This window comes from Rhabdochromatium marinum (assembly GCF_016583795.1).
Lineage (GTDB): Bacteria > Pseudomonadota > Gammaproteobacteria > Chromatiales > Chromatiaceae > Rhabdochromatium > Rhabdochromatium marinum.
The window spans coordinates 1-19,035 of the sequence record NZ_NRRS01000024.1 but is presented as its reverse complement, the minus strand read 5'-3'; the positions used below and the strand labels follow the sequence as shown (position 1 = coordinate 19,035).

The following is a 19,035-nucleotide window of genomic DNA, read 5'->3' as shown; positions in this document are numbered from 1 at the left end:
GCGATCCTGGCCGGTTGCCATGGTATGGCAGAGGTTTTCGCCGAGAGCGGCGGATGCTATGGTGCGCGACTGAGTCCGATGGAGCTTTTCTTAACCTAGTGAGCCACACATGAGCCATGCGCGCGCCAATCGACTGGTCGATACCCAGGATCTGATCACCATCGGCGACTTCATCCGCTGGGCCAGCAGTCGGTTCCGCGAAGCGGAGCTGCATTTCGGTCATGGTACTGGCAATGCTGTGGATGAAGCCTGCTGGCTGATTGCCGCCGCGCTTCATCTCGATCTGCCGCTAACGCCCGATCTGCACCCCTGCCGTTTGACGCCCAGCGAGCGTGCCGAGGTGATTGTCCTGCTGGAGCGGCGTGTGAACGAGCGCATTCCAGCCGCTTATCTGACCGGGCGCGCCTGGTTTGCCGGGCTGGAGTTTAAGGTGGATGCGTCGGTGATGATCCCGCGCTCGCCCATCGCCGAACTGATCGAAAACCAGTTTGAACCCTGGCTGAATCCGGAACACATCTCCAGTCTGCTGGACCTGTGCGCCGGCAGCGGTTGCATTGGCCTGGCGGCTGCCGTGCATCAGCCGGGGTTGCGGGTCGATCTGGCCGAACGCTCGCCAGCGGCCTTGCGGGTGGCGGCGGATAATCTGCAGCGTCTGGCCGCCGAGGTGGCACTGGAGGATCGGGTGCGCTTGTTTGCCTCGGATCTGTTCGCCGCGCTGGGTGATAGTCGCTACGATCTGATTCTATCCAATCCGCCCTATGTCGGACGCGCCGAACTGGCCGAACTGCCACCCGAATATGCACATGAACCCACGGCGGCCTTTGCCGCCGGAGAGCAGGGGCTGGATCTGGTGTTGCGCATTCTCCACGAGGCCCCCGATCATCTGACCGAACAGGGCGCCCTGATTGTTGAAGTCGGCAACACCGAGTCCGTGCTGCAAGCCTGTCTGCCGCAAGTGCCGTTTCTGTGGCTGGCATTCGAACATGGTGGCACCGGCGTTTTTCTACTCCATCGCGAGCAACTGATCGACTATCATGCAGCTTTCGCGCAGGCCTTGGCGACGCTCTAGCCGGACGTCCTGCCGCAGTCCAGAATTCCAATAGGTACCCAGAACCATGCTTGACCAACCGCAGACCAATCCCCAGGCTCAGATGGCCGATCAGCGCACTGTCTTTGATCTCGACCTGATCAAGCGCTATGACCAAAGCGGTCCGCGCTATACCTCCTACCCAACCGCCGTGGAATTCCATGACGGTTTCAATGAGGCCGCCTACCGCGCCACCTGTGAGCGCAGCAACGCCAGTGGCCATCCGCTGTCGCTGTATTTTCATATTCCCTTCTGCGACACCCTGTGTTTCTACTGCGCCTGCAATAAGGTCGCCACCAAGGATCGCAGCCAGGCCACGCCCTATCTGGGGCGCCTGTACCGCGAGCTGGCCATGCAGAGCGCGCTCTTCGATGATGACCGGGTAGTGGAACAGCTGCACTGGGGAGGTGGCACCCCAACCTTCATCAGCCACCAACAGATGCGCGAGCTGATGGATGAAACCCGCAAGCACTTCCGCCTGCTTGATGATGACAGCGGTGAGTATTCAATCGAGATCGACCCACGCGAAGCCGGCCCCGACACCATCGCGCTGCTGCGCGAGCTGGGCTTCAATCGCATGAGTCTGGGCGTGCAGGACTTCGACGAGCGGGTGCAAAAAGCCGTCAATCGTATCCAGAGCGAGGCCGAGACCATGGCGGTGCTCGAAGCCGCGCGCAAGACCGGCTTTGGCTCCATCAGCATTGATCTGATCTACGGCCTGCCGTTTCAGAATCCCGATGAGTTCGCCAAGACGCTCGATAAGGTCATTGATGCCGCGCCGGAGCGGGTGTCGGTGTTCAACTACGCCCATCTGCCGTCGCGCTTCACGCCGCAGCGGCGCATCAAGGACGAGGATCTGCCCCCGCCGCAGGTCAAGCTCGATATTCTGCAATTGACCATCGAGCGCCTGACCGAGGCCGGCTGGCTCTACATCGGCATGGATCACTTTGCGCGCCCGGATGACGAACTGGCCCTGGCGCAGCGCAATGGCACCCTGTACCGCAACTTCCAGGGCTACTCCACCCACGCCAACTGCGACCTGATCGGCCTGGGCGTGACCTCCATCGGCAAGGTTGCCAATACCTACGGCCAGAACCAGCGCGACATGGAAGCCTACAATGCCGACATCGACGCCGGGCGCCTAGCGGTATTCCGCGGCATTGAGCTTAATCGCGACGATGAACTGCGTCGCGATGTCATCACCCGCCTGATCTGCAACTTCAAGCTCGACTATGCCGAGGTGGAACGCCAGTGGGGCATCAAGTTCACAGACTACTTCGCCACTGGTCTCGGCAAGCTCAAGGACATGGAAGCCGACGGCCTGTTGGAGACTGACACCACCGGCATCCGCGTACTCCCCAAGGGTCGCCTGCTGATCCGCAACATCTGTATGGTGTTCGATGCTTATCTGGAAGCCAAGCAGGGACCGGTTGGTTTTTCGAAAGTGATCTGAACCAAGCGGCGGTGCCCGGCTTTAGAGCAAAAGTTTCAGGCTCCCATAGCCCAACCCCAGCCCGATGCCGGTGGCCATCAGCACGTCGCTTGGATAATGCAAGCCGAGTACCACGCGCGAGGCGGCGATCAGCAACGTCAGTGGTACCAACAACCAGGCCAGATGCGGGTAGTAATACAGGGCGACAGTTGAGAAAGCAACGGCGTGCAGAGTATGCCCGGAGGGGAAGCTGTACCGGTCGAGCGGCGCAATCACGGCGCGAATGCCAATATCGGCATCACAGGGGCGCTTGCGTCGCGTGCCGTGCTTGAGCGATTTGTACAGGGCCAAACCCACGGCATTAGTAGCCAGCATGTGCAAACCGGCCTGAAGTCCGTCGAGGCCGTCAAAGAGAACAAAAAAGGCGATCAGCGCGTACCAGAAAACTCCGTCGCCAAGCCGGCTGACAATGGCGAAACCGCGTTGCATCAGCCAGTACTGGCTGGAGCGGTGGTGCCAAAGCTGGCACCAGTAGGCGTCGTAATCGCTCAGGCGTTGCCAAAAGGTGCGCATTGCTTGTCTCCGCAGTTGTAGTCCGCTGTGCCGTTTCGCTGTATCAGGGTGAGTATGTCCTGCTCCAGATCCTGGATAACATGGTCCCAGCTCATGGCGGTCGCACTGGCGCGGGCGGCCTGTCCCAGCTGGCGCAGATGCAGTGGATTCTGCGCTCCAACCAGGGCGTGGCGGATAAAGGCCTCCGCGTCATTGACCGGCACCACAAGGCCATTGCTTCCTGAGCGAATATGCTGTCTGGCAGCGGCGTAGTCAAACGCCAGCACCGGCAGCCCGCTGGCCATAGCTTCCATGACCACATTGCCAAAGGTTTCGGTCAGGCTTGGGAACAAAAACAAGTCAGCCGAGGCGTACTGGGTGGCCAATGCCAACCCGACCTGAGCACCGGCGAAAATATAATCCGGGTGCTGCCGGGCCAGGCGCTCGCGCTCCGGTCCGTCGCCGACCAGAATAAATTTGCAGTCGCGACCCGTTGCGGCGATGGCTGCATAGGCCGCGAAGGCCAGATCGATATTTTTCTCCGCTGCGAGTCGCCCGACATAGAGCACCGCGAGGCTGTTGTCGTCGCAGCCCCAGGCGCGGCGTTGCTCGCGACAGCGCCGCGCGGGTGAGAATCGCTCGGTGTCCACGCCGCGACTGAAGACGCGCAAATTACGAAAACCTTGCTGTTCAAGCTCCTGTTGCAATGCCCGGGTGGGGACCAGGGTCGCATCGGCGCGATTATGGAAGCGTCGCAGCAAATAAATAATGGGTCGCATCAAAAGTCCCAGTCCATAGTAGCGGCTGTACTGATGGAACTGGGTGTGAAAGCCAGTCAACACCGGGATGCCGAGCTGACGGGCGGTGCGCAGCGCCATATGTCCCAGTGGCCCCTGGGTAGCGATGTAAACTGCCTGCGGGCGCCATGACCTCCAGCGTGCCCGCAAGCGTCCGCCCACCGGCAGGCCAAAGCGTAGGCCACGATAGCCCGGGATGGGCAAGCCCGGCACCCGACACAGCTGCGTGGGTGAATGATTAGCGTTGGATGCAGTCCGGTCGCCCGATTGCCAGGGGCGCACCAGCATCACCTGGTGTCCCAGGCGTTCAAGCCCAGTGACCAGTTGAGCCATGGTGTTAGCCACGCCGTTGATTTCCGGCGGATAGGTTTCAGTCACCACAATCAGACGGCAAGCGCGGGAACTGGTAAGTGTCATGCCTTGCAGCTCCTGGACAAACTCATGGCCAAGTCGCTCGGCGGACGCTCCGGAAGCGGTGGGTTATCGTGGTGCAAGACCGCCAGTATCGCGGTTCGCGCATGATCAGCAAGTGCGCGGCGTGGCTGCCCCCGAGGATCAATCGTTGGCAGAAAGCTGACCTGCACCGCAATCCCGGGATTCTTAAGCACCCGCCACAGATGCCGCACCAGGGTGTCGTCGTTGATAAAGGGGGCAACGGGGTCTGGCTGTATATCGCGACCATAGCGCAATGCGACAGGCTGGAGCTGTGGCGGTTCAGGTTCAGCTGAGGCTGTATCCACCGAATCTTGATCTTGCACCACCGCAAACAGGCGCGGCAGGAAGCGCAATACCTGAGTGCCATCGCTGGTAGTGCCTTCCGCAAAGATGACTAGAGTTGCACCGTTGCGGATGCGCGCGCGCACGGAGGCGATGGCCTCGGCAAAGCGATTGGCGCCACGTTCGATAAACAGGGTGCCGGCCATCGCTGCCATCCCACCGATCATCGGCCAGCGTCGAACCTCGGCCTTGGACAGAAAGCCGATTGGCCCCTGGGCGCCCAACACCGGAATATCAAGCCAGGAGATATGATTGGCAACCAGTAACGCCCGCTCAGCGGCCTGGCCCGAAACCTGGATATCAAGCGCCAAAATGCGACACAAGCGCCCATGCCACCAGCGCACCACCCTGGGGCGCCAGACAGGGGGCCGACCCAGGCGACACCGGGCTGTCACCACTAGGCTGATCAGGGCACCGGTGAGCAGATGTTCAATCACGCGCAAGAGTCTCCAGGGCATAAGCGGTCAGTGTTTCATGTGAGCCTGGCTGGAACGGTGGATAAAGTGACGTGAGTAGCTGGGATTGAGTTCCTGTACGTCGAGCAGCATCAGCACATCCGCGACCTGAAAATCCGGATCCCGGCATGGTTCACCACAGGCCTTGGCACCAAGACGAATATAGGCTTTGAGCAAGGGTGGCAGAGGCGCATCAAGTGTGGAAACGTCGGATCCTGCGACCCGCAGCGGCTGATATGGGGTCACGCGCCGCTGTGGAGGCGTCATGGCCTGGCGGCGCACGCGATTCATAATACCGGCGGCTAGCGCGTCCCCCTCACCGAGAGGGATGCTCGCGCAGCCGAACAGAAAATCAATCTGCTGGCGGTGGATAACATCGGCCACACCAGACCAGAGTACCGCGATGGCTGAGCCTTGGCGATAGTCGCGCGCCACACAGGTGCGCCCAAGCTCCAGGAGGCGCCCATCAAGGCGCAGAATTGGCTCCAGATCGAATTCTCCCGCTGAATAGAAGCGCCCGAGCTGTTGCGCGCCCTGCGGGTCGAGCAAGCGAGTGCAGGCCACCACCTGCCCAGTGCGAACATCGCGCACCAACAGATGCTGGCAATGATGATCGAAGGCGTCATAATCGAGCTGTTCGGCGGCCGTCTTGAGCTGCGCGCCCAATTCCAAGCCAAATACGCGATAACGCAGAGCCAGCGCCTCCAACACAGCGGCGCGGTTTGCAGCGAATTCGACACGCAGACGCTCTGCGCGCGTGTTTGTACAGACAGATGCGGTGGCTTCCATGGCGAGGCTACCCGATATGTAATGGCGCAATGACAGGTGAACCTGGAAGGCTAGCAACTGAGTGTTGCAGAATGATGAGCTTGTCATGACAGGCGCATGACAGCGCCGCCCCTCAGTTCGCACCGTTGCGCAGAGAGAGGATCGGCCAGCCGCGCTCGGCAGCCAAAGCGGCTAAGCGCGGGTCGGGATCAACGGCGACCGGATGCTGGACGGCGCTCAGCAGCGGCACATCGTTGATGGAGTCGCTGTAGAAACAGCTCTCCTCCAGCGTCAATCCCTGGGCGTGCAGCCACTGGTGCAATCGCTCGACCTTGCCATGCTGAAAGGCCGGTATGCCGCTGACGCGCCCGGTATAGCGCCCGTCGATGTATTCGGGATCGGTAGCGATCAGCTGTTTGATGCCAAGGCGCTCGGCAATGGGCGCGGTGACAAAGCGGTTGGTGGCGGTGATAATCAGCAGTTGGTCGCCGGCGCGGCGGTGGCGCTCGATCAGTGCGCGCGCGTCATCAAGAATAATGGGTTCGATTTTCTCGCGCATGAAAGCGTCGCGCCAGGCGTGTAGCTTCTCCAGCGGATGCGCACGCAGGGGTTCGAGCGAAAAGCGTAAAAAAGCGTCGATATCCAGGCAGCCGTTGCGATAATCGGCATAGAACGCGCTATTGCGGCGCTCGTATTCCGCTGCATTGACCACTCCCTGCTCAATGAGATGCTGTCCCCAGAGATAATCTGAATCACCAGCCAGCAGAGTGTTGTCGAGATCGAAAAGCGTCAGACGCACAGGAATGTCCTCATAAAGATCCATTGAAAGTCCGGAGATAACGTCGGGTGAAACCCAGACGAGCCTTGGGCCGCCTTGGGTGCCGATTTGCCGCTGCTGTGCTAAGTATGGAAAAATACTCACAAGACTGAAAGAGGTGGCCTGGCTTGATCGATCACGACGGCTTCAGACCCAATGTTGGCATTATTCTGTGCAATGGCGAGCGCCGCCTGTTCTGGGGGCGCCGGGTTGGACAGAATGCTTGGCAATTTCCCCAGGGCGGCATCCAGGCGGATGAGACCCCACGGGAGGCTATGTTTCGCGAACTGGGCGAAGAAGTCGGCCTGACCCCGCAGCAGGTGACCGTCCTTGGCTGTACGCGCAGCTGGCTGCGCTATCGGCTGCCCAAGCGGTTTATCCGCCGCCATTGTTGCGGCCCGGTCTGCATTGGTCAAAAGCAACTGTGGTTTATGCTACGGGTCGATTGCGGCGAGGATGGATTTTGCCTGGATGCCTCCGCCAAGCCGGAATTCGATGCCTGGCGTTGGGTGCGCTACTGGAGCCCGCTGCGCGAGGTCGTGTACTTCAAACGTCGCGTCTATGAGCAGGCGCTGATCGAACTGCAACCGCTGCTGTACCCGGAGCTGCGCAGTGATCGCCAGTCGCGCTCTGTCAATGGTCTCACCCGCCAACGCCCCTTAACCCCGCGCCCGGCGGCGTCGCCCAACTGGCCCACCCCGACCGCCGATCCCCGGCTCATCAGCACGCACAAGCGCCGTTAGCGCCACCCGAATGCCTTCCGTGCAGCGACGGCCTTCTTGTTGTTGTTCTTTTTCACCTGTCGCGCTCAAGCGCCACCGGAGTTCCAGGCATGCTTGAGTCATTGCGCCGCATTGTGCAGGAAGTCAATCGCGCCTTGTCGCTCGATGACGCGCTGCATATTATCGTCAGCCGCGTCAAGGAAGCCGTTGGCGCCGACGTCTGCTCAGTCTATCTGACCGAACCAGGCAATCGCGAGCACGTCCTGCTGGCCACCGACGGCTTACGCCCGGAAGCGGTGGGACAGGTGCGCATTCCGCTGAATCGCGGCCTGGTGGGCTGGGTGGCAGAAAAAGCCGACCTGGTCAGTCTGAATGACGCCTCTACGCATTCGCGCTATCTGAGTATCACCGAGACCGGCGAGAATCGCTTTCGCGGGTTCCTGGGGGTGCCCATTGTCCAGAACCGCCGCGTGCTGGGTGTGCTGGTGCTGCGCCAGCGCGAAGCGCGGCGCTTTGGCGATGACGAGGTCACCTTTGTAATCACGCTCGCGGCGCAATTGGCCGGCGCCATCGAGCTGGGGCGTATGCATCAACAGGATCTGATGCCCAGCCGGGTGCTGTCTGGCATGGCCGCCTCGCCCGGAATTGGTTTTGGCACCGCTGTAGTGGTTTATCCGCCCGCCACTCTGGAGGCGGTGCCGGACAAAGTCATTGAGGATACCGCCGCCGAGGCGGATACTTTTCGTGCCGCGCTGAAGGATGTCAGCGCCGAGATCGACCGCATCGGTGACCGCTTCAGTCAGGAAGATCGCGCCATCTTCGATGCCTGGCGGATGATGCTGGAAAGCGACTCCCTGGTCGATGGCGCCCTGCAGCGCATCCAGAGCGGCAGCTGGGCGCAGGCGGCCTTGCGCGACACCATTGCCGAGCACACATCGGTGTTCGACCAAATGGAAGATCCCTATCTGCGCGAGCGCGCCTCAGATGTGCGCGACCTGGGGCGCTGGATTCTGACCCGCTTGCAGAATCAGAGTGCGCCAGCGCTGGTCTATCCGCCCAAGACGATTCTCGTTGGCGATGACATCAGTGTGATGCAGTTGAGCGCGGTGCCAACGGATTCCCTGGCCGGTATTGTCAGCAGCGGCGGCTCGGCCTCGTCGCACATTGCGATCCTGGCGCGCGGCATGGGTCTGCCAGCGGCCATGGGGGTGAGCGATCTGCCCGTGAGCCGCATGGATGGCCTGGATACCATTGTCGATGGCTATCGTGGGCGCGCCTATGCCGATCCCGAGCCGAGCATTCGTGCCGAGTACGAACGCCTGGCCTCCGATGAACAGGCTTTTGCCGCTGAGCTCGACGCGCTGCGCGGCCTGTCCTCCGAGACCACCGATGGCTTTTCCTTCCCGCTCTATTTGAATACCGGCCTGGTGTCGGAACAACTCCCGGCTGGGAGCGACGAAGCGGCCGGCGTGGGGCTCTATCGCACCGAACTGCCCTTTCTGGTGCGCGACCGCTTCCCCGGTGAGAGTTCCCAATACAATACGTATCGCCGCATTCTAGAGATTTTTACACCGCGCACGGTTACCATCCGCACGTTGGATATTGGCGGCGACAAGCCGCTGTCATACTTTCCAATCGAAGAACCCAACCCCTTTCTGGGCTGGCGCGGCATTCGTGTCGTTCTGGATAATCCGCAAATTTTCATGACCCAGGTGCGGGCCATGCTGTTGGCCTCGGTCGGGCTGGATAATCTGCAACTGCTGTTGCCGATGATCACCACCATGGATGAAATCGACGAATCGTTGCGCATGATTCGACGTGCCTACAATGAATTGCTCAGCGAGGGTCATGCGGTCAAGATGCCGCCGGTGGGGGTGATGATCGAGGTGCCGGCCGCCGTTTATCAGGCCGAAGCCTTTGCCGGGCGGGTGGATTTTCTGTCGGTGGGCACTAACGACCTGACTCAGTATCTGCTGGCGGTGGATCGCAACAATCCACGGGTGGCGGCACTGTATGATGACCTGCATCCTGCGGTGCTCCGCGCGCTGACCCAAGTTGCTGCCGGCGCTCGCGTGCATGGCAAGGAAGTCAGCGTCTGTGGTGAGCTGGCGGGTGATCCGCTCGGTGCGGTGCTGCTGCTTGGAGCGGGCGTGCATAGTTTGAGTATGAGTGCCGCGAGCCTGCTGCGTGTCAAAGGCGTCATCCGCAGCCTCAGCCGTGGGCGCGCCCGCGAATTGCTCAATGACGCCTTGCGCTGCGATACCGGCGCGGCGGTGCGCAAGCTGCTGATTGCCGCGCTTGATGACATCGGCCTGGGTGGACTGGTCCGCCCCGGACGCTGAGGCCAGCCGCCCAGCATCAGGGATCCACTGGCAGCGGTTGGCACCAAGAGGGAGGCAAAAATAACATTCTTATGAACGACTTTAGTCCAGCCGGGCGTTTTTTGATCCTCGCCGGTGCCTTTGTGGTGCTGGTGGCAGGGTTGCGCGCCGCTTCGCATCTGGTCACGCCCTTTTTGTTATCGATTTTCATTGCTGTGCTGGCGGCGGCACCGTTGCGGTTTTTGCGGGCGCATGGCCTGCCGCGCTGGGCAGCGATGCTGGTGATCGCCGGCCTGTTGTTGGGGGTCGGTTCGATCATGGGCACCTTCTTCAGCGACTCCCTGAACACCTTCAATCAGCGCTTGCCGAGTTATCAGACGCGGCTCATGAATACCGCCCTGGAGCTGCAAGAGTGGGTGGAGACGCACGGTGTTGATTTAGCTGATGATGCCATGAGCACACTGATCGACCCGCCGCGTGTGATGGCGCTGATGCGTGCCCTAGCCACTGGCTTTAGCACTATTCTGGCGAATGCCATGCTGGTGTTGGTGGCAGTTATCTTTGTGCTACTGGAGGCTGACAGTCTGCCCAGCAAACTGCGCCTGGCGCTACGCACGCCGGATCAATCCATCCGCCAGGCACGGGAGGTGATGCAGTCAGTCAACCGCTACATGGCCTTGAAAGCCAGCACCAGCCTGTTAACTGGGGTCTTAGTGTGGATACTGCTGGCAGTGATTGGAGTGGATTTTGCGCTCATGTGGGGCATTATTGCCTTTCTGCTAAATTTCGTTCCCACCATCGGTTCCTTTATCGCCGCTGTGCCGGCCGTGCTGCTGGCGCTGGTCCAGATCGGCGTGGAGGCTGCGCTGATGACTACCATCGGCTTTGTGGTCATTAACATTGGTGTGGGCAACATTCTGGAGCCGCGGATCATGGGACGCGGCATGGGGCTGTCGCCTCTGGTGGTGTTTCTGTCCCTGGTGTTCTGGGGCTATGTTCTGGGGGTTGGCGGTATGTTTCTGTCGGTGCCGCTGACGATGGCGCTGAAGATTGCGCTGGCCACCAACCCGCATACCCGCCCCGTTGCAATTTTGCTCGGTCCCGAGCCTGAACCCCAGGCGGATGCGCTGGAAGCCGACCTGGGGATTCAGCATCCAATCCATCAACCTGAAGGGTAACGACGATGCACGACAAACAGTCGCAAGATGAAACTGGCGTAGTGATGGCCTTTCTCGAACGCTTCGAGAAGTTTCGCCTGCCGCGCACCATGGAACTCAAGGAGCGGGTTGATCAGGGCGAGGTGCTGGAAACCTTCGATATGGATTTCCTTCATCGTGTGTTTGAAGATGCGCAGGAGGTCAAAACCCTGGTGGATGAACGCCCGGATTTGCAGGATCTCTACACCCGTGCCGTCAACCTGTATCATGAGATTACCGAGCGGGCGCTACAAAACGAAGAGCGCGCGCAGGGCAACGCCGCCGGCTAGAAGCCACTGCCGCTAGCCGCTGCTAACCGGCCTTCAGTCGCTGGATGGTCATGGTGGCAAGGTATCGGCGCAGGCGCTGATATCCAGCGAGAAATCCGCACGCAGATGCAGGATGCCACAACCGCTGTGTCCGTCAGCGAACCTCAGTCCCTCAATGGGCGCGGTCTGCCCCTGTTCAAGCAGGGCGCGGATCTGTGACTCGCTGAGGCTGATGCCATACTGCTCGCGCCAGATGACCAGATCGCAGCCTTCGCGGTAGCGGTTGCAGCCGTAGCCACGGCGGCCGCGAATGATCTGGCCCTGCTGACATTTGGGACACTGGGCAAGACCGGCTGACTTGGGGCGCACCACCGGAGTGCTCTGGGATGCCGTTGATGCGGAGACTGTCGGATCAGCGGCGGGATGTGCCGAGTCAGCCGCCTGGCTGGTCTCGAAGTCCAGTGCAACCCGACCGTTTGAATCCAGACGCAGCCGAGCACTGAAGGACTTGCCAGCCTTGGACTGGAAATCATTGATGACGTCTGTGTGTCCGGTGTCGATCAATGCCTTGAGCTCAGCGGCGGTGACAGCGTGCCCGGCAATGCGCTTCCACACCGTAAAGCCGCAGCCTTCCTGGTAGCGACTGCACCCGTGGGCGCGGCTGTTTGCGGTAATCTGACCAGTCTTACAGATGGGGCAAGACCCCAGGGCGTTGGATTGAACCCGGGAGCGGCTTTTGCCCCCGGCCCGCTTCGGGGTGGCCGTGCGTACAGCGGCGATCTGCTCGGCGGTCATGGTGGCGCTGGTGCTGACCTGCGCAATGAGTTCCTCAACGAACACGCGGATGTCTTGATCAAAGGCCTCAGCTTCAGCTTCGCCGCGCTCAATGGCCTTGAGACGCTGCTCCCAGTCGGCGGTCAATTCCGGGCTACGCAGGGTGTCAGCCACCAGACCGCTGAGGATGCGGCCTTTGTCGGTGGCACGCAGCTGCTTGCGCTGACGCTCAATATAACCGGTGCGAATTAGCTTTTCGATGATCTCAGCGCGAGTGGCCGGGGTACCAAGGCCGCTGTCCTTAATGGCGGCGGCCAGAGCTTCGTCCTCAAGCTCGCGCCCGGCGTTTTTCATCGCATTCAACAGGCTGGCATCATCATAGGGCCGTGGCCCCTGGGTTTCCTTTTCGACCACTTCCATGCCAGTGACATGCACCGTCTGGCCCTTTCTGAGTGCGATCAGGGCCGCAGTCGCCGGTGGCTCCTCTTGGGGCTCATTGGCCGCAGCGCGGGGGCTCTTGTATTCGGCGGCTTTCCAGCCGGGGTCGAGCACCCGCACCGCCTGGGCGACGAAGCAGGCGCCACCGATGTCGAGCTTGACCTGAATGTCAAGCAGTCGCTGTTCGGGCAGAAAGACAGATACAAAGCGGGCGCATACCAGATCATACAGCTGGCGCAGTGGCACGGACAGGTGCGCTGGCGCCGATATCTGGGTGGGCAGAATGGCGTGGTGATCGGTTAGGCGGGTTTTGTCAACATAGGCCTTGCTAAGCTGATGACCAGCATTGAGTCGCCCCAGGGCCGTCGCTGCCAGCGGATGACTCAGTGCGTTCAGAATGCCGGGCAGTTGCGGCAGCATGTCCTCACTGATATGGCGACTTTCGGTACGCGGATAACTGATCAGCTTGTGTTGCTCATAGAGCTGCTGGGCCAGCTCCAGCGTCTTGGCCGCCGTGAAGCCGAAATGCCGGTTGGCATCGCGTTGCAGATTAGTCAGATCATAGAGCGGTGGCGGGCGCTGGCGGCGCTCTTTGCGCTTAAGATCCGTCACCAGCCCGGTCTGGTGGGGTGAGAGCTGTTCGTACAGCGCCTCGGCCTCGGCCTTATCGTCGATGCGCGTTTCGCCATCACGGCTCAGACGAGCGTCGAAGCCCTCGCGCAAATGAGCGACCAATTCGTAAAAATAGGCTTTAACAAAGGCCGCAATGGCGGCATCGCGTGCCACGATCATCGCCAGCGTCGGTGTCTGCACCCGCCCGATGGTGCAAAGCACCTGATTGCGCACGGTATAGGCGCGGGTCAGGTTCATGCCAATCAGCCAGTCGGCCTGAGCCCGAGCACGCGCGGCAGCGGCGAGTGGATCAAAGGCCGCGCCGGGCTTCAAGGTTTGGAATCCGGCGCGAATAGCCTCATCGGTGAGGCTCGAAATCCACAGCCGCTCAACCGGTTTGGTGCAGCGGGCGTGCTGATAGATGAGGCGGAAAATCGCCTCGCCTTCGCGCCCGGCATCGGTCGCGCATACCACGCGTTCCGTCTCCGACGCATTCAGCAATGCCTTGACGATCTTAAACTGATCGGCCGTTTTCTTGTCTGTGCGCAAACGCCATCGTGACGGAATCATCGGCAATTGCTGCAACGACCAACGCCCGGCCCAGTCCGGTCCATAGTCATCCGGTTCCGCAAAATGCACCAGATGCCCAAGTGCCCAGGTAATACGATAACCCCGTCCTTCCAGAAAACCCTCGCGGCGGGATGTAGCGCCCAGGACTTTGCCGATGTCGCGCGCCACGCTGGGTTTTTCGGCCAGGATCAGGGTGGTCATCGCATCAGGCTGATACGCCTATTCCGGCTCACGCACACGTAGATAACGTGCGAAACGGGGCAGGCCGGTTGTGGTCTCGCCCTGGTACTGAAACGTGATGGTGCTGCCAATGGGGGGCGGGTTGCGTCGCTCGGCGTCGCTGAAGCCGGTGCCGATGCGGAAGCGTCGCCCCTGGTCGTCCTCGACCAGCAGGGCGCCGAGCAGGCCGGTATATTTACCGCGCCCGGGCTCATGGGCCAGTACCCGCGCTTCGGCATCCTGCACGGATTTGACCTTGAGCAGTTGGGATGAGCGCCCAATGCGATACAGCGCATCTTCATGGTGCAGCATCAGCCCTTCGCCGCCCGCCTGCTCCACGGCATGCAGGCGAGCCATCAACTCGGCCTGGTTGGCGACGCGAAACTGTTCGATCAGCGCAAGGTGCGGAGCTGTTGTGTGGCTGAACAGGCGCTGGAGTTCGTTCAGTCGCTGCGTGAAGGGCGCATCCCGCATCGGCAGATCAAACACCATGAAGCGGACTTCGCGCCAAGCCTCTGCATCCGGCTCTAGGCGGCGGGCTAGGCCGGACATGCGCGCGAAGGTGCCACGTCCGAGCCACAGTTCACCATCGAGCGCGACCTTGGGGAAGCCCGCAGTAAAGCCTTCCGGGGCGCGGATCAGATGACCACCGCGACTGATCAGGCGCGAGCCGTCCCAGCGGGCGCGCACTCCGTCGAGTTTCTCGCTGACCCAATAGTGGGTAATCTCGGTGCCCAGTTCGGCGTCCGGATCCAGCGATTTGGCCAGCATCAGCGCCGGTGGTGCGGGCAGCTGGGCGGCGGTTGTGACAGGAGGAACTGCGGTATGTGAGGCCGGCGGGGCGTCGTCGGCCTGGCACAGGAGCGTTGGGGCGATGAACAGAAACGCTAGCAGGCCAAGGTGGCTGCGCAAGCATCTGAGTCCTGGGCTTGGAAAGGAAGCGGCGAACAACATAGCAGTGAATAGCAGCACAGAAGCGGTTCGGAAAGGCCGCATATTACACGAGATCAAGTGGTTTGCGCTGTATTGGGATGCCGGATTGAGGCCGCATTAAGCATCGACGTCGCCGCACATGGCCGCAGCGCGCACCGCTGACACCTTGGATGGATCATTGCGCAGCAGAATCAGCTGCTTCAGCTAGCTGTTATCGCTCATCGGTGGGATCGATGGAACCGGGCTGGAGTGCCCTTTGAGGGCAGGGCGCCAGGCGCGGCCGAAGCTGCGTCCCGGGCCTGCTGGAACAAAAACCTTAGGCGCGCTGCCTTAGCTTTTGACCCATTTTTCGAAGTTGTCAGTGGTTTTTTCCTCGCCGTCGGCATAGCCGGCGTCGTAGGCTTCAGTGATGCGCTGTTCTTCGCGCTTGGGATTTTGCAGGAAGCCGCATTGCCAACCCTGGATATACTCGTCATCGGTGCCGAGCTGCTCCATCTTGGTGACTGCGTCGTAATAGAACTGGTTCATATCCTCATCTCCAGGACTGCTAGCTTATGGTCTTCGCGTATCGATTTCGATGGGGCATCCTCTGACCAGACGGCGCCTGTGGTGCAGACGCCGCACACCTTGGCGCGCTGGCCGAGGCCAAACACCAGGCGCGGAGGATAGCTGATTAGAATACTGCATTTTTCTAATAGCTGTCACCTTTGCGATTCAGGGTCGCTGTCATCGGATCTTGGCTGGCCAGCCACTGTCTTGTGAAGTCGCTTACGCGCTCCAATTTTGTGCTCTGGCAAGTCATGCTGCACAACCCGCAACCGCCGCGAACCCCCAAACCCGGATCGAGCCTATGCGCCCTGCCTATCTGCTGAAAATCCTTGATCGCGAATACACCAGTACCGCTGCCGGCCACCATACCCCGACCATGCTGTGGGGGCCGCCTGGAGTGGGGAAATCACAAATGGTGGCCCAGGTGGCCGCTCGGCACCAGGCACCGATGATCGATATTCGCCTGTCGCAGATGGAGCCAAGCGATTTACGCGGTATTCCGTTTCGCAACCAAAACAGCGTTGAGTGGGCGGTGCCTGCATTGCTGCCGAGTGTCGAACGCCATGGCCCGGCGGGGATTTTGTTTCTCGATGAGATCACCTCGGCTCCGCCCTCGGTATCAGCCGCCGCCTATCAATTGATTCTCGACCGACGCCTGGGCGAGTATCAGGTGCCAAAGCACTGGGCCATCGTGGCTGCTGGCAATCGCCAGGGCGATCGCGGTGTGACCTATGCCATGCCCGCGCCGCTGGCCAATCGTTTTGCGCATTTTGAGGTCGAGACCCATCTGGATGACTGGGTGACCTGGGCCTACGCGGCTGGCATGGATGAGCGCATTATCGGCTTCGTGCGCTTTCGTCCGGAGCTCTTGTTTGACTTTGATCCGGCGCATCAGCCCATGGCCTTTCCGTCGCCGCGTTCCTGGGAGTTTGCCCATCGCGCGCTGCAAAAATTTCAGCATGACCACGAACTGCTGCAAGGCTGCTTGCAAGCCTGCGTCGGGCCGGCGGCGGGCATTGAGCTGACCGCCTTTATTGACAGTCTGGATCAGATGCCGGATCTCGAGGCCATTGTGCGTGGCGAAGCGGTACCGGTGCCCAGCGCCATTGACCTGCAATATGCCGTAGCCGCCGCCCTGGTGGGGCGCGCAATCCGAGCGCGCGAGCAACCCGGTGGCGGGAGCGAGGCGCTGGGGCATATTCTGACCTATGCTGGACGGTTCGCCTCGCGCGAGATGGGGGTCATGCTAGTGTCCGATCTGCACCGCGCCCTGGGGAATGATCTCTTTGCAGTGCCCGCCTTTGCCGAGTGGGCGCAGGCGGTGGCCGATGTGATGCTGTTTGACTGAGCACGGAGTCAGTAATGTCCGACAGGCATGCCACCCCGGCCGGGTATGATGCGCCGGCCCTGGAGACCAAGCTGGCGGCGGCGCGCACCCGGTTGATTCTGGACAAGCCCTTTTTGGGTTCTCTGGTGCTGCGTCTGCCATTGCGCGCTGCCAAACCCGACTGGTGTCCAACCACGGCCACCGATGCCCGGGCTTTTTACTACAATCCTGAGTACATCGCCGCACTCAGCCTAGCCGAGACGCAATTTATGCTGGCACACGAGGCGCTGCATTGCGCGCTGTCGCACTTCGCGCGGCGCCAGCACCGGGTGCGGCACAGGTGGGATCTGGCCTGCGATTATGCGATCAATCCGCTGCTGATTGATGAGGGGCTGCAACCACCGCCAAATGCACTCTATATGCCGGCTTATTTTGGCCTGACGGCGGAGGAAATTTATCCGCTGATTCAAGATAACGATACCTCCGAGACGCTCGATACCCATGCCTACGATCAGGACAGCGACAGCCAGGCTGGCGGGCGCGGCCAGGGGCTGAACGAGCGCGATCTGAGCGAGCGTCAGCGCTCGCAAGGATCCCAATCTGATCAAACCCCGAGCGGGGCGTCCGGCGCGGGAGAACAGCCTCAGGACGGTGTTGGCGACCAGACCACCCCGGCGGCTGCACCTGCCGAGAACGGCTTCGTTGACACCCCGCCACCGCTGAGCGCGCAGGAACGCGAACAGCTGGCAGTGCAGTGGCCGCAGCGCCTGGCCGGAGCTGCCCAGCAGGCGATTCAGGCCGGCAAACTCAGCGGCGAACTGCGTCGGCTGATCGATCATCTGCTGCAACCCCAGCTGCCCTGGCGCAATTTGCTGGCGCGCTATATGAGCGCTTTGGCACGCGATGATTACAGCTATGCACGTCCGTCGCGCCGCGAAGGCGAGTTTATTCTGCCGCGACTGCGCAGCGAACAGCTGGATCTGGTGGTGGGGCTCGACACCTCGGGCTCAATCCGGGATCAGGAGATGGAGGAATTCATCACTGAGATCGATGCCCTAAAAGGCCAGATTCGCGCCCGTGTGACCCTGCTGCCCTGCGACGCGCAACTCAGTCCCGGCGCGCCCTTCGAGTTTGAGCCTTGGGAGACGTTTTGCCGTCCGGCCATGCTGCCGGGGCAGGGCGGCACCAGCTTTGTACCCGTGTTCGAGTGGCTGTCCAGCCAGGGGCGCCAGCCGGATTTGCTGCTGTACTTCACCGATGCCCAGGGGACTTTCCCGCCGGCAGCTCCGGCATTTCCGGTGCTCTGGCTGGTCAAGGGGCGCGCCCCAGTACCTTGGGGTGAACGCATTCAGCTGAATTGAGCCTGAAAAAAGACCGGCTCTCTAGGATTTTCCGTGGTTTTTTAATTTACCTAAAACAGTAAGTTAAGCTCGAATTTCTGCGTTGCACCCCATAGGTAACGACACCTTATTCTCAGTAAAATAACCCAAGTTGCCACCTTGATAAGCTGGCGTCCATCGGAGTTTGCTAGCGTTGTAAGTACCCCTACTGCACAACGACTGGCGAGGAACCCCGATGGACACAAAGATTATATTCGTATACTGCCTTTGTGACGATCTGTTGAAAGCACTCGGTCATCGTGAAGATCCACAGTGTCAGGTCTCCGATGCGGAAATTCTCACCACCGCGTTGGTCGCCGCCCTTGAGTTTGGCGGATACTTTAAGCGAGCCCATCGGTTTCTGCATGAAACGGGCTATCTCCCACGTCGGCTCAGTGCCAGTCGCTTCGTGCGCCGTCTCCATCGTTGTGAGCCGTTCGTGGGGCCATTGTTTCATGTTTTAGCTAGCTTAGGGCATCAATTAAACACCGAAAATCTCTATATCATCGACAGCTTCCCGCTCCCGGTCTGCGACAACATCCGGATTCGTCGCTGTCGTCGTTATCAAGGCGAAGCGTGGCGCGGCTACCAGGCGAGCAAACGCCGCTATTTCTATGGATTAAAAATCCACCTCCTGGTCACGGTCCAAGGACAACCTGTCGAGTTTTTTCTGACACCCGGCGCTGACAGCGACGCCAAAGCATTGAAACAATATGTCTTCGATCTCCCGGATCAGGCGACCATCACGGGCGATAAAGCTTATAATGACTACGACTATGAAGATCTTCTGGAGGATGCCGGTTTACATCTGCAGCCGCTTCGCAAGAAAAACTCCAAGCGTCCCCACGAACCGCCACTGACGTATTTGATGTCCTCCGCGCGTCATGCCGTGGAAACCACAGGGAGCCTCATCGAACGATTGCTACCCAAACATATCCACAGCGTGACCGCTGCCGGTTTTGAACTCAAGACAGCATTCTTTATCCTGGCCTGTAGCCTCAATTTCCTTTTCTGAATCAGCCAAGGTGGCAACTTGGGTTA

17 protein-coding genes are annotated in these 19,035 nt (G+C 60.6%); 9 read left to right on the top strand and 8 right to left on the bottom strand.

Annotated elements, in window-relative coordinates; translation table 11 throughout:
• The first annotated feature begins 109 nt into the window (after window positions 1-109).
• The gene (prmB, locus tag CKO36_RS09105; protein WP_200283702.1) at window positions 110-1,069 is read left to right on the top strand and encodes a 50S ribosomal protein L3 N(5)-glutamine methyltransferase; all 960 of its coding nucleotides are present in this window, start codon (window positions 110-112) and stop codon (window positions 1,067-1,069) included.
• Between the two features lie 46 nt (window positions 1,070-1,115).
• Window positions 1,116-2,540, top strand: coding sequence for an oxygen-independent coproporphyrinogen III oxidase (gene hemN, locus CKO36_RS09100; RefSeq protein ID WP_200283701.1), 1,425 nt, complete (start codon window positions 1,116-1,118; stop codon window positions 2,538-2,540).
• Window positions 2,541-2,561: 21 nt separating this feature from the next.
• Here hemN and CKO36_RS09095 read toward each other — a convergent pair whose 3' ends face one another.
• The 5 genes from CKO36_RS09095 to CKO36_RS09075 all read right to left on the bottom strand — a co-directional run bounded on the left by CKO36_RS09095 (window position 2,562) and on the right by CKO36_RS09075 (window position 6,667).
• A complete protein-coding gene (locus CKO36_RS09095) occupies window positions 2,562-3,092 on the bottom strand; it encodes a phosphatase PAP2 family protein (RefSeq protein WP_200283700.1) in 531 nt (176 codons plus the stop codon).
• A complete protein-coding gene (locus CKO36_RS09090) occupies window positions 3,068-4,285 on the bottom strand; it encodes a glycosyltransferase family 4 protein (protein ID WP_200283699.1) in 1,218 nt (405 codons plus the stop codon). Before CKO36_RS09090 ends, CKO36_RS09095 begins: the two co-directional genes overlap by 25 nt.
• Window positions 4,282-5,082, bottom strand: a complete 801-nt coding sequence (locus CKO36_RS09085) for a lysophospholipid acyltransferase family protein (RefSeq protein ID WP_338053445.1) — start codon at window positions 5,080-5,082, stop codon at window positions 4,282-4,284. Before CKO36_RS09085 ends, CKO36_RS09090 begins: the two co-directional genes overlap by 4 nt.
• 27 nt (window positions 5,083-5,109) lie before the next feature.
• Complete coding sequence (locus CKO36_RS09080) at window positions 5,110-5,889, bottom strand: GNAT family N-acetyltransferase (protein WP_200283768.1); 780 nt, start codon at window positions 5,887-5,889, stop codon at window positions 5,110-5,112.
• A 112-nt stretch (window positions 5,890-6,001) separates the two neighbouring features.
• Window positions 6,002-6,667: a histidinol-phosphatase gene (locus CKO36_RS09075; RefSeq protein ID WP_200283766.1), complete on the bottom strand. Its 666-nt coding sequence runs from the start codon at window positions 6,665-6,667 to the stop codon at window positions 6,002-6,004.
• 146 nt (window positions 6,668-6,813) lie between these two features.
• On the opposite strand from CKO36_RS09075, the gene CKO36_RS09070 reads away from it, so the two are divergent.
• The 4 genes from CKO36_RS09070 to CKO36_RS09055 all read left to right on the top strand — a co-directional run bounded on the left by CKO36_RS09070 (window position 6,814) and on the right by CKO36_RS09055 (window position 11,214).
• A complete protein-coding gene (locus CKO36_RS09070) occupies window positions 6,814-7,428 on the top strand; it encodes an RNA pyrophosphohydrolase (RefSeq protein WP_200283698.1) in 615 nt (204 codons plus the stop codon).
• An 89-nt stretch (window positions 7,429-7,517) separates the two neighbouring features.
• On the top strand, window positions 7,518-9,749 hold the full coding sequence (ptsP, locus tag CKO36_RS09065) for a phosphoenolpyruvate--protein phosphotransferase (protein ID WP_200283696.1): 2,232 nt from the start codon (window positions 7,518-7,520) through the stop codon (window positions 9,747-9,749).
• Window positions 9,750-9,820: 71 nt separating this feature from the next.
• Complete coding sequence (locus CKO36_RS09060; RefSeq protein WP_200283694.1) at window positions 9,821-10,906, top strand: AI-2E family transporter; 1,086 nt, start codon at window positions 9,821-9,823, stop codon at window positions 10,904-10,906.
• Between the two features lie 5 nt (window positions 10,907-10,911).
• Complete coding sequence (locus CKO36_RS09055) at window positions 10,912-11,214, top strand: hypothetical protein (protein WP_200283692.1); 303 nt, start codon at window positions 10,912-10,914, stop codon at window positions 11,212-11,214.
• A 48-nt stretch (window positions 11,215-11,262) separates the two neighbouring features.
• Here the strand turns inward: CKO36_RS09055 and CKO36_RS09050 are convergent, their stop codons facing one another.
• The 3 genes from CKO36_RS09050 to CKO36_RS09040 form a co-directional block, all read right to left on the bottom strand.
• The gene (locus tag CKO36_RS09050) at window positions 11,263-13,788 is read right to left on the bottom strand and encodes a type IA DNA topoisomerase (RefSeq protein WP_200283690.1); all 2,526 of its coding nucleotides are present in this window, start codon (window positions 13,786-13,788) and stop codon (window positions 11,263-11,265) included.
• An 18-nt stretch (window positions 13,789-13,806) separates the two neighbouring features.
• Window positions 13,807-14,718, bottom strand: a complete 912-nt coding sequence (locus tag CKO36_RS09045; RefSeq protein ID WP_242469486.1) for a DNA ligase — start codon at window positions 14,716-14,718, stop codon at window positions 13,807-13,809.
• A gap of 351 nt (window positions 14,719-15,069) precedes the next feature.
• Window positions 15,070-15,267 carry an Alvin_2107 family globule sulfur oxidation protein gene (locus CKO36_RS09040; RefSeq protein ID WP_200283686.1) on the bottom strand — a complete coding sequence of 66 codons (198 nt, stop codon included), beginning with the start codon at window positions 15,265-15,267 and terminating at the stop codon, window positions 15,070-15,072.
• A gap of 322 nt (window positions 15,268-15,589) precedes the next feature.
• Here CKO36_RS09040 and CKO36_RS09035 point away from each other — a divergent pair, with 322 nt between their 5' ends.
• From CKO36_RS09035 to CKO36_RS09025, 3 genes are all read left to right on the top strand, one after another.
• A complete protein-coding gene (locus tag CKO36_RS09035) occupies window positions 15,590-16,636 on the top strand; it encodes an AAA family ATPase (RefSeq protein WP_200283685.1) in 1,047 nt (348 codons plus the stop codon).
• Between the two features lie 14 nt (window positions 16,637-16,650).
• Complete coding sequence (locus tag CKO36_RS09030) at window positions 16,651-17,976, top strand: vWA domain-containing protein (RefSeq protein ID WP_200283684.1); 1,326 nt, start codon at window positions 16,651-16,653, stop codon at window positions 17,974-17,976.
• 214 nt (window positions 17,977-18,190) lie between these two features.
• Window positions 18,191-19,009 (top strand): IS982 family transposase, encoded by an 819-nt coding sequence (locus CKO36_RS09025; RefSeq protein ID WP_200283683.1) that lies wholly within the window; start codon window positions 18,191-18,193, stop codon window positions 19,007-19,009.
• The last annotated feature ends 26 nt before the right edge of the window (window positions 19,010-19,035 follow it).

Bases quoted from the DNA above. Each gene is read 5' to 3' on its own strand.
- CKO36_RS09050 (WP_200283690.1), bottom strand. From the start codon at position 13,788: ATGACCACCCTGATCCTGGCCGAAAAACCCAGCGTGGCGCGCGACATC.
- CKO36_RS09025 (WP_200283683.1), top strand. From the start codon at position 18,191: ATGGACACAAAGATTATATTCGTATACTGCCTTTGTGACGATCTGTTG.
- CKO36_RS09040 (WP_200283686.1), bottom strand. From the start codon at position 15,267: ATGAACCAGTTCTATTACGACGCAGTCACCAAGATGGAGCAGCTCGGC.
- CKO36_RS09080 (WP_200283768.1), bottom strand. From the start codon at position 5,889: ATGGAAGCCACCGCATCTGTCTGTACAAACACGCGCGCAGAGCGTCTG.
- CKO36_RS09060 (WP_200283694.1), top strand. From the start codon at position 9,821: ATGAACGACTTTAGTCCAGCCGGGCGTTTTTTGATCCTCGCCGGTGCC.
- CKO36_RS09055 (WP_200283692.1), top strand. From the start codon at position 10,912: ATGCACGACAAACAGTCGCAAGATGAAACTGGCGTAGTGATGGCCTTT.
- CKO36_RS09035 (WP_200283685.1), top strand. From the start codon at position 15,590: ATGCGCCCTGCCTATCTGCTGAAAATCCTTGATCGCGAATACACCAGT.
- prmB (WP_200283702.1), top strand. From the start codon at position 110: ATGAGCCATGCGCGCGCCAATCGACTGGTCGATACCCAGGATCTGATC.
- hemN (WP_200283701.1), top strand. From the start codon at position 1,116: ATGCTTGACCAACCGCAGACCAATCCCCAGGCTCAGATGGCCGATCAG.
- CKO36_RS09030 (WP_200283684.1), top strand. From the start codon at position 16,651: ATGTCCGACAGGCATGCCACCCCGGCCGGGTATGATGCGCCGGCCCTG.
- CKO36_RS09095 (WP_200283700.1), bottom strand. From the start codon at position 3,092: ATGCGCACCTTTTGGCAACGCCTGAGCGATTACGACGCCTACTGGTGC.
- ptsP (WP_200283696.1), top strand. From the start codon at position 7,518: ATGCTTGAGTCATTGCGCCGCATTGTGCAGGAAGTCAATCGCGCCTTG.
- CKO36_RS09090 (WP_200283699.1), bottom strand. From the start codon at position 4,285: ATGACACTTACCAGTTCCCGCGCTTGCCGTCTGATTGTGGTGACTGAA.